We start from the raw sequence: 8,229 nt of genomic DNA, 5'->3' as shown, positions 1-8,229 counted from the left end.
GAGCAGGAACCGTTCTAAAGACGCACGTATTCTGGCGATGCCGCGATCTCACGGATAATGCGCGCGGGGTTTCCCGCAACCAGGCTGCGCGGCGGCACACTCTTGGTCACCACGGATCCTGCTCCAATCACGCTGTGGTCGCCGATTTCGACACCCGGCAGAATGATGGAATTGCGGCCGATCCAGACATTGTCGCCGATCACCACGGCTCGCGTCTTGACGCCGGAGCCTTCATCGATCTCGTGATAGTTCGAATCCTGGATGACGACGCAATCGCCGACAAGGCAATTTTTCCCGATGCTGACGGCGGTCGAAACGTCGATCATGACGCCGCTGTTTATGAAGGATCTGGCGCCGATGGAGAGGCGGGCATTCCGCAGCACATGGAACCAGGAACGGGATCCGAACCCGCGGAAGGAGACAAGGGAGCCAAGTTCGACAAGACCTTTCCCCGCGATGTGCGGCGGGACGCCGAGCACCGAGACGCGATCGGCTATCCTGATGCCTCGCGCGCGCCACAGGAAGGTATAGATCCTGCCTTTGATAAACCGTCGGACACGATGGACGTTCATATCGAAACCCTTCTGGCCCGTATGGATCGTCCCGTGGGCGGAGGCATTCGCAGGCTGTCCCCTCTCGGCCGGGTCAAGGGAACGGACGAGCCGTGGCGGGCGGCCCGGTGCGGCCAACGCTTACTGGCTGGCCATCGGCGCCAGTCTTACCTTGATCACGTCGCCGGGCAGCACCGGCGTATTTTCCTGAGCGGCGATCTCGCTGCTCTTGCCGTTGACGACCCGCACGAGCGAGTAGACCAGACTGGGCTGGTCACTGTCGCTGGCGGCCCTGATCGACGGATCGTTGGCTACAACCATCAGGCCCTTCTGCATGTTCACCCGCAGCGCGGCCTCGTTGAGGTCGGCTTCGGTCTGCTGGCGGTCGACGGCAAGGGTGGAACTCAAGGAGTTCCGGGCATCGATGGCGTCCTGCGTCGCCTTGCTGATCGACTGCCTGGCCGTGAGAATGGCGGTTTCATAATCCAGGATCTTGCCCTGCAGGTCGGCGACGGTCTGCTGCGAATCCAGCAGCCGTGAATTGGCGACCAGGCCTTTCTGCGCCAGCGGGCCGATGCCGGCGAGTTGCTGCTGCGCCAGGTCGACCTGTTTCTGCTGGTTGACGACCTTCTTTTGCAGAGATTCGATTTCGGCCTGCAGGACGCCTTTCAGGTCGTCGAGCGCCTCGAGCTTCAGCTTCAGCGCCTTCTGGTCGGCCGCCAGGATCGTCATCTCGTCGGCGACGATGGTCGGCAGCCTCGGATCGCCCTCGACCTCCTTCGGCACCTCGAAACTCGTCTTGTCCGCCATATCGGCATCGATGCGCGCGCGCCTCACGATCAGCCGGACGTGCTGGTCGTCATAAATGTCGAAATTGCCCTTGGCGGTGACCAGGTCCTTGCCGAGTTGGGGGCCATAGTCGGCGATTCGCCTGATGCCGCCGGCGACGCTGATGGCCTTCAGCACCGTCAGGTCGGGGACGAAGGGAAACTGGCCCGGCGTCTGCACCTCGCCTGAAATGTAGAACGGCCGGAACTGCGCCATTTCGACAGAGGCCTCAGGCCTGTCCGACAGGGCAAGTTTTCGCTGCAGCGCTTCGCCGATCGCCGCAGCGACCTCGGATGTGGTTTTTCCGGACGCGGGCAGTTCGCCGACGAACGGCACCGAAAGCGTGCCGGCGGGACCGACAGTGTACTCGCCATTGACCGCCGACCAGTCGCGGAATGTACCCTCCACAGTCTGCCACTCCGCGACGCGGATGGTGAGCTTGTCCTGCGAGCCGAGGTGGTACTCGTCGGCGGCGGCGATGCGAGGGATGACCAGCGACACGGCAAGGCACGTGGCTGCAAGCCGTGCATGCAAGCGGGCCGAAGACGGGCCGCCGCGAAAGGCTTCGAACATGGCATTTTTCAACTGAACAATCCGATCCGATGTAGCCCCATCGCCCGATGAGCTTGCCGCCGAATCTCTAGCCGGACCTTGGTCCCGGCGACCGGCTGGTCAGTAAGAGCCGCGCGACATCCAGACCGCCGGGACTGTCTTGATTATGATGCGCACGTCCTCGATCAGCGACCAGTTCTCGACATAGTGGCGATCGAACGCGACGCGGCTGTCATAGGAGACATCATTGCGGCCGCTGACCTGCCACAGGCCGGTGAGGCCCGGACGCGACTTCAGGTAGTAGACCGCGGAGGTGCCATAGATATCCAGTTCATCGCGCACGACTGGACGAGGGCCGACAAGACTCATGTCTCCCTGCAGGATGTTGAGGATCTGCGGCAGTTCATCGAGGCTGAGTTTCCTCAAGACGGCGCCGACGCGGGTCACTCGCGGGTCGTTCCTCAGCTTGCGCGTCGTTATCCACTCCGCCTTGGCTTCCGGGTTGCTGGCAAGATAGGCAGCAAGCGCCTTTTCGCCATCCGGAACCATGGTGCGGAACTTCAGGCAGGGAAAAACCCGCCCGCCGCGCCCGATGCGCCTGTGGCCATACAAGATCGAGCCGCCGTCCGAAAATTTGACGAGCAGGGCTATCATCACAAACAGCGGACTGAGTGCGATTAATCCTACCAGGGCGCCGACGATATCGAAGCCTCGCTTGACCAGACCGCCGATCGGCGGCGGAAAATCGATGTCGGCCTGCGAAAAATCCGCAGTGGCCGACTTGGCAACATCCCTCATGCCGTAAACTCCATGCGTTGAACGGATGGTTCAGCGCACGATATCAAAAAAATGTTGCAGCGCAACACACAATTTCCCACCCCTCTGAAATAGTCCCGTCATGAATTGACTAAATAATAAGCTAGCTGTGCACAATTTTCGGAACAATTAGCGATTTTGTGACAATAAATGGGCGTAGTGGGAAAAACGACGACATTTTTGCGGCGGTTTTTGGGCGAAGCGCCCCCTGTGCGGGAACGGTGGGCATATTAGTGCTTTAGAATGTCATGATAGTCAACCTATTCCACGCAAAATACTATCCAATATCTGTAATTCCCATCAAGAACCAAACAAAGCTGGGCCTATCGGAAGCCCGTTATGTGCATTGCAGCATGACGCAGTCCCTGGCGAAATATCGATCAAAAATATCTGGAGTTGCCCTTGCCGCCCATGGTTCGCCTTAATACAATTGCAGACTATTACCTGTCAGTGTGACGACGGGTTTAAAGGCCGGAAGCAACCGGCCGAGGGTGGGCGACTTAAAGGCCCATGTCACATGGGACGACGCTCGGGTGGGGCAATCATTCAATGAACCCGAGCCGGTTTATGGGCTGTTGGGTATATGGCGCTTCCAAAATTCATCGTCGGAATGCTGTTCGCTCTGGCGATCGTCGTAGGCTGGTCGTGGCTGGGCGGAGCCTCGATGGGCACGACGCTGGTGCGCGTCATCGTCTGCGCCATCGTCATCCAGGCAGGCTATTTCGTGCTTGTTTATGCTTTGATAGCCACGAGCCCGCCCACGCCTGCCGACATGGCTCGCGACGCGGAAAGAAAACTGAAATCGTCCGAAGTGGGCGAAGGCGAGAAGTTGGGCGCCAGGCGCAGCCTGCACTAGCCGCAACGCGACCCCCTGCGGAAGCCGTTTGCGGCATGTGCTTCGGCAACTGAGATCGTCCGAATGGACGACACCCTTTGATCGCAAACATCCGGCGCCATGACAGCGTCCTTCGGGTTGGCACCGAGGCGGGCATCGTCGCCGTGGCCGTGGCGGCGAACTGTGTTATTGAATTGTGCGGCCCGGACCGGTCAAGCTGGTCTGGCCGATGACGCTGCACGTTCTCCGACGACATCGGACACCATCCCCCGGTGATGGAGATTCGCGCGGACTTTGCATGGGTGAGGGCGGACCCAAGTCGATTACCTGTCAGGAGGCAAATCCATGTCGATGACATCACCCGAAGTCTGCGTGATCATCGCGGCCAGGAACGCGGCGCCGACAATTGCCGTCGCCATCGCCTCCGCCTTGCGCGAACCGGAAGTAGCGGAAATCGTCGTCGTCGACGACGCTTCCACCGATGCGACCGCCGCAGTCGCCAGGTCCGCCGATGATGGCAGCGGGCGGCTCGTGGTGATGCGTTTCGACGACAATCGCGGCCCTTCCATCGCCCGCAACGCCGCGATAGCCGGGTCGAAATCGCCGTTCATCAGCATTCTGGACGCCGACGACTTCTTCCTCCAGGGCCGATTCCGCAACCTGTTTGCAGCCTCCGACTGGGATTTCGCGGCCGACAACATCATGCTGATCAGGGATGGCGCGACGGATGACGCCACGAAAATCGTCGCCCCGCGATTTGCCGCCGATCCGGAATTCCTCGATTTCGAGCGCTTCGTCGAGGGCAATATTTCCAGGCGCCGGGTGCAACGAGGGGAACTGGGTTTTCTCAAGCCGGTGATCAGCCGCGCCTTCCTTGACCGCCACGGCCTGCGCTACGACGAGAGCCTGCGCCTGGGCGAGGACTATGAACTCTATGCGCGCGCGGTCGCGTGCGGCGCGCGATTCAAAGTCATCCGCTCCTGCGGCTATGGCGCGATCGTCCGTGCCGATTCTCTGAGCGGTCGCCACAAGACTCAGGATTTGAAGCGCCTGGCCGATGCGGATCTGGCACTGCTGGCGATCGACAGCCTGCCGGAAGGCTCCAGGGCGGTGTTGAGGCGGCACGAGCGGCACGTGCGCGACAAATACCGGCTGCGTAATTTCCTCGATGTGAAGGCCGAGCGGGGGATGGCCGCGGCCGGCGCCTATGCGCTGTCCAGCCCGTCCAACCTCATCCCTATCGCTCGCGGCCTCGCCGCCGACAAGCTCGAAGGTATGTTCCGCCGCATTGGCTTCGTGTCCAGGGACAGGCATGTGCCGCCCCTGCGTTTTCTCATGGCGGGCAGGGGGCCAGGCAAACAACCGTGACCTCGCCGGTGGGTAGCCGACTTGGCCGTCGAAAAGCGCGTCGGAGAGCGGACCATTTCGGTTGGATTTATGAGTTTACGAATTGGGTGGTTGCCTCGCGGCCTTGGGAATGGCAGTCTATGTTGCGGTGCAGCAAATGAACGAACAGCCGAACTGGCCCCCGATCGGTTGGTCCCGCTGCCCCCTTCGGTCACAGAGCCGAAGAATGAAAATTCGCATTGTTTGAGCCCCATGGCGGGGTTCGGCCAGAAGTCCGGCCATAGGCCGGCGATGACAGGAAGCTGAACTCATGGCATCGATATTCGGTTTCAGATCAAGGGATCCGGCTCGCGACCGGCAGACCGATGTTTCGCGTCTTGATCGCTTGGCGAAGCTGTTCGAACAGATCGCCGCGGAAATCGAGGCCGAGAAAGCCGGCCTGGAGAGCCGCTACCGCAAGACATCGACGAATGCCGCCTTTCTGGTCGAGGCGATGGAAAACGGCTCCAGCTCGGACCGCAGGTCGTCCGAGGTCAGCGCGCTGACCAGGTCGATCCTGAACAGCGAACGCCGCATAACGGCGCTGTCGCGCCAGAACGGCATGCTGGAGCGACTGCGTCATTCGCTGGATATGGTCTTCGACGAGAATTCGAATGCGGTCGAAGCCGGCGAATCGGCCACGCCGCAGGGAATCGCCAGTCGGTGACGGCGAAGGTTTGGCACCGCGTATCCGATGCCGGTGGGGAAGCTATTCGGGAGGGTAAACGAAGGAAGTCAAGGTTGGCCCGTTCAGGCGCGGTTCGAAACGTCGACTTTGGGTTGGGGACAAACAGCACAAAGGTGAGTTTGATATGAGTTCGGATCTGAAAACAACGTCCACCATGGCAACCCGCGCAAAGCCATCCACCCATCCGGCCGGGCATGCGGACAAGCGCCTCAGTACGGTCGGGGCACTGCTCCTCGCAGCTCTCGGCTGCCTGTCGACGACCCCGTCCTTGGCGCAGGACATTCCGTCGTCGCCGTCATTCGTCGATGATTTCAAGAGCTTCGATCGTGCGCGCTGGTATGTTTCCGATGGCTGGAACAACGGCAGCCATCAGAATTGCACTTGGTCCAAGGGACAGGTCGCAGTTTCCGACGGCGTTCTGTCGCTCGGTTTCGAAAAGCAGAAGCTGAAGGACCGCGACTTCGCCTGCGGCGAGGTGCAGACCAAGCAGCGCTTCGGCTACGGCACCTATGAGGCGCGGATCAAGACCGATACCGGTTCCGGCCTCAACGCGGCGTTCTTTTCCTATATCGGACCCAGCGACAAGCAGCCCTGGGACGAGATCGATTTCGAGGTCCTGACCAAGGACACCTCCAAGGTGCAGGTCAACGCCTATATCGACGGCAAGGGCAAGAACGAAAAGCTCGTCCCCGTCGCGGGCGGGGCGGAAACCGCTTTCAACGACTACGCTTTCGTATGGCAGAAGGACAGCTTGCGCTGGTACCTCAACGGCCAGTTGGTCAACACCATCACCGATCCGGCGAAACTGCCGACCCATGCGCAGAAGATCTTCTTCAGCCTTTGGGGCAGCGATACGATGAAGGGTTGGATGGGCCCGTTCGCCGATCCGGGCCGCAAGGTCACTTTGCAGATCGAGCGCGTTGCATTCACCGCGCTCGGCCAACCCTGCCAGTTTCCCGAATCGCTGGCATGCAGCGTAAAATAGTCGACAATGAATTGAACTGGCCGGACCGGCGGTCGGCCGCCTTGCATGGGATTGAAACCGAATGAATTTGACGGTCTTTGGAATTGGCTATGTCGGTCTGGTTCAGGCTGCGGTGCTTGCCGAGGTGGGGCACGAGGTGGTGTGCGTCGACATCGACGCCGGCCGGGTCGAGCGCCTCAACCAGGGCTTCGTCCCGATCTTCGAGCCGGGGCTGGAGAGCCTGGTCAAGGAGAACCACGCCGCCGGTCGCATCAAGTTCACCACCGATGCCGCCGCCGCCGTCAGGCATGGCGAGATCCAGATGATCGCGGTCGGCACACCGCCCGGCGAGGACGGCTCGGCCGACCTCAAATACGTGCTGGCGGTCGCCGAGACCATCGGCCGCGAGATGGACACGCCCAAGATCGTCGTCGGCAAGTCGACCGTGCCGGTCGGCACCTGCGAAAAGGTCAAGGCCAGGATCGCCGAGACGCTCAAGAAAAGAGGCCGCGAGGACCTCGCCTTCGACGTGGCTTCCAATCCGGAGTTCCTCAAGGAAGGCTCCGCGGTCGCCGACTGCATGAAGCCCGACCGCATCATCGTCGGCACCAACAGCGAGGATACCGAGGCGGTAATGCGCGAGCTCTACGCGCCGTTCAACCGCAACCACGAGAAGATGATCGTGATGGATGTGCGCAGCGCCGAATTCACCAAATACGCTGCCAATTGCATGCTGGCGACCAAGATCAGCTTCATGAACGAGATGGCCAATCTGGCCGAGCAGTTGGGCGCCGACATCGAGGAAGTCCGCAAGGGCATCGGCAGCGATCCGCGCATCGGCTACCATTTCATCTATCCGGGCCTCGGCTACGGCGGCTCGTGCTTTCCCAAGGATGTGCGGGCGCTGATCAAGACGGCCGAGGGCGTCAAGTTCGACGCCAAGCTGCTGCGCGCCGTCGAGGAGCGCAACAACGCGCAGAAGTCGGTACTGTTCGACAAGGTGAACGGCTATTTCAAGGGCAATCTGAAGGGCAAGACCTTTGCGCTCTGGGGCCTGGCCTTCAAGCCGAACACCGACGATATGCGCGAGGCGCCGGCGCGTGTGCTGATGGAAGCGCTCTGGCAGGCCGGTGCTACGGTGCAGGCCTATGACCCCGAGGCGATGCAGGAATGCCAGGCCATCTACGGGCTGCGCGACGACCTGCTTCTGTGCGGCACCAAGGAGGCCGCGCTGCGCGGCGCCGATGCGCTGCTGATCGCCACCGAATGGAAGAGTTTCCGCGCGCCGTCCTTCGATGCGCTCAAGGACGCGCTGACCACGCCGGTCATCTTCGATGGCCGCAATCTCTACGACCCCAAGGTCGTCGCCCGCCATGGCATCGAATACCACTCGATCGGCAGGATGGCGGCCTGACGGCAGGAGGCGGCACAACAAGGAGCCCAGATCCATGAAAGTTCTGTTTGCAGGCGGCGCCGGCTACACGCCGCAGTTCAGCGGCGGCGTCCAGTCGAGCACCCACCATCTGGTCGAACAATTGCGCGAGAACGGACACGAGGCTTCCGTTCTGGCCGCGCTGTTTGGCGCAGGCATGTTCGGCTTCAGGGCGCG

8 protein-coding genes and 1 pseudogene are annotated in these 8,229 nt (G+C 61.3%); 6 read left to right on the top strand and 3 right to left on the bottom strand.

The window, feature by feature from the left end:
• Window positions 1-14 precede the first annotated feature (14 nt).
• From WC739_RS23170 to WC739_RS23160, 3 genes are all read right to left on the bottom strand, one after another.
• Complete coding sequence (locus tag WC739_RS23170; RefSeq protein WP_372955328.1) at window positions 15-572, bottom strand: DapH/DapD/GlmU-related protein; 558 nt, start codon at window positions 570-572, stop codon at window positions 15-17.
• A 120-nt stretch (window positions 573-692) separates the two neighbouring features.
• The gene (locus WC739_RS23165; protein WP_372955327.1) at window positions 693-1,952 is read right to left on the bottom strand and encodes a polysaccharide biosynthesis/export family protein; all 1,260 of its coding nucleotides are present in this window, start codon (window positions 1,950-1,952) and stop codon (window positions 693-695) included.
• 99 nt (window positions 1,953-2,051) lie between these two features.
• Window positions 2,052-2,729, bottom strand: coding sequence for a sugar transferase (locus tag WC739_RS23160; protein WP_372955326.1), 678 nt, complete (start codon window positions 2,727-2,729; stop codon window positions 2,052-2,054).
• A gap of 601 nt (window positions 2,730-3,330) precedes the next feature.
• On the opposite strand from WC739_RS23160, the gene WC739_RS23155 reads away from it, so the two are divergent.
• The 6 genes and pseudogenes from WC739_RS23155 to WC739_RS23130 all read left to right on the top strand — a co-directional run.
• Window positions 3,331-3,603: an exopolysaccharide production repressor exox gene (locus WC739_RS23155; protein ID WP_372955325.1), complete on the top strand. Its 273-nt coding sequence runs from the start codon at window positions 3,331-3,333 to the stop codon at window positions 3,601-3,603.
• A 324-nt stretch (window positions 3,604-3,927) separates the two neighbouring features.
• Window positions 3,928-4,950, top strand: coding sequence for a glycosyltransferase family 2 protein (locus tag WC739_RS23150; protein WP_372955324.1), 1,023 nt, complete (start codon window positions 3,928-3,930; stop codon window positions 4,948-4,950).
• Between the two features lie 289 nt (window positions 4,951-5,239).
• The gene (locus tag WC739_RS23145; RefSeq protein ID WP_372955323.1) at window positions 5,240-5,635 is read left to right on the top strand and encodes a hypothetical protein; all 396 of its coding nucleotides are present in this window, start codon (window positions 5,240-5,242) and stop codon (window positions 5,633-5,635) included.
• A gap of 145 nt (window positions 5,636-5,780) precedes the next feature.
• Window positions 5,781-6,641, top strand: coding sequence for a family 16 glycosylhydrolase (locus WC739_RS23140; protein WP_372955322.1), 861 nt, complete (start codon window positions 5,781-5,783; stop codon window positions 6,639-6,641).
• A 61-nt stretch (window positions 6,642-6,702) separates the two neighbouring features.
• Complete coding sequence (locus WC739_RS23135; protein WP_372955321.1) at window positions 6,703-8,034, top strand: UDP-glucose/GDP-mannose dehydrogenase family protein; 1,332 nt, start codon at window positions 6,703-6,705, stop codon at window positions 8,032-8,034.
• A 34-nt stretch (window positions 8,035-8,068) separates the two neighbouring features.
• Window positions 8,069-8,229: pseudogene (locus WC739_RS23130) on the top strand (glycosyl transferase family 1); the annotation flags it as partial.

The sequence above is a fragment of the Mesorhizobium sp. genome (genome assembly GCF_041661565.1).
Lineage (GTDB): Bacteria > Pseudomonadota > Alphaproteobacteria > Rhizobiales > Rhizobiaceae > Mesorhizobium.
The sequence above is the reverse complement of the archived record's forward strand: the minus strand, read 5'-3'. Positions and strand labels throughout refer to the sequence as shown.

Excerpts from the sequence above, each read along its gene's own strand:
- WC739_RS23170 (WP_372955328.1), bottom strand. The coding sequence starts at position 572 with ATGAACGTCCATCGTGTCCGACGGTTTATCAAAGGCAGGATCTATACC.
- WC739_RS23150 (WP_372955324.1), top strand. The coding sequence starts at position 3,928 with ATGTCGATGACATCACCCGAAGTCTGCGTGATCATCGCGGCCAGGAAC.
- WC739_RS23160 (WP_372955326.1), bottom strand. The coding sequence starts at position 2,729 with ATGAGGGATGTTGCCAAGTCGGCCACTGCGGATTTTTCGCAGGCCGAC.
- WC739_RS23145 (WP_372955323.1), top strand. The coding sequence starts at position 5,240 with ATGGCATCGATATTCGGTTTCAGATCAAGGGATCCGGCTCGCGACCGG.
- WC739_RS23140 (WP_372955322.1), top strand. The coding sequence starts at position 5,781 with ATGAGTTCGGATCTGAAAACAACGTCCACCATGGCAACCCGCGCAAAG.
- WC739_RS23165 (WP_372955327.1), bottom strand. The coding sequence starts at position 1,952 with ATGTTCGAAGCCTTTCGCGGCGGCCCGTCTTCGGCCCGCTTGCATGCA.
- WC739_RS23135 (WP_372955321.1), top strand. The coding sequence starts at position 6,703 with ATGAATTTGACGGTCTTTGGAATTGGCTATGTCGGTCTGGTTCAGGCT.
- WC739_RS23155 (WP_372955325.1), top strand. The coding sequence starts at position 3,331 with ATGGCGCTTCCAAAATTCATCGTCGGAATGCTGTTCGCTCTGGCGATC.